Genomic DNA, 766 nt, shown 5'->3' with positions numbered 1-766 from the left:
GTACCGGTGACCTTGTTGTTGACCAGAACGCCGCCGGCAACACCGTCGTTGATCTTCACCTGATAGGTCAGAACAACCGACTTACCGGCTTCGAGTGCACCAGTCCACGAGAGCGTGGTGCCCTCGAGGGTCGGAGCAGTCGCGTCGACACCGTCGACAGTTGCCTTGAGCGAACCGTCCACCAACGCGGCGTTGTCGAGAACCTTCGACAGATCATCGGTCAACACCACCGGATCAAGGGTCGTGTTACCCGTGTTCGCACCGGTCACCGTGTACGTGATCGTCTGACCAGCAGCAACATTGGTACCTGAGACCGGATCCGCAGTCTTCGCGACCGTGAACCCCGGAACCTTCACCGGATGCTCGGTCGTCACCGGCGGAGGAGTGATCTCCGGACCGATCGGCGGCTTCGCAGTACCGGTGACCTTGTTGTTGACCAGAACCCCGCCGGCAACACCGTCGTTGATCTTCACCTGATAGGTCAGAACAACCGACTTACCGGCTTCGAGTGCACCAGTCCACGAGAGCGTGGTGCCCTCGAGGGTCGGAGCAGTCGCGTCGACACCGTCGACAGTTGCCTTGAGCGAACCGTCCACCAACGCGGCGTTGTCGAGAACCTTCGACAGATCATCGGTCAACACCACCGGATCAAGGGTCGTGTTACCCGTGTTCGCACCGGTCACCGTGTACGTGATCGTCTGACCAGCAGCAACATTGGTACCTGAGACCGGATCCGCAGTCTTCGCGACCGTGAACCCCGGAACCT

The 766-nt window shown here is 60.3% G+C and carries 1 protein-coding gene; it reads right to left on the bottom strand.

Translation table 11 applies throughout. The features are described 5' to 3' along the window. A partial coding sequence (locus QM596_RS29580; RefSeq protein ID WP_283310600.1) for an isopeptide-forming domain-containing fimbrial protein occupies window positions 1-766 on the bottom strand: 766 nt, incomplete at both ends.

The organism is Rhodococcus sp. IEGM 1406 (genome assembly GCF_030056745.1).
Classification (GTDB): domain Bacteria; phylum Actinomycetota; class Actinomycetes; order Mycobacteriales; family Mycobacteriaceae; genus Rhodococcus_F; species Rhodococcus_F erythropolis.
Note: the sequence above shows the minus strand (reverse complement) of the source record. Positions and strands in the feature narration are given on the sequence as shown.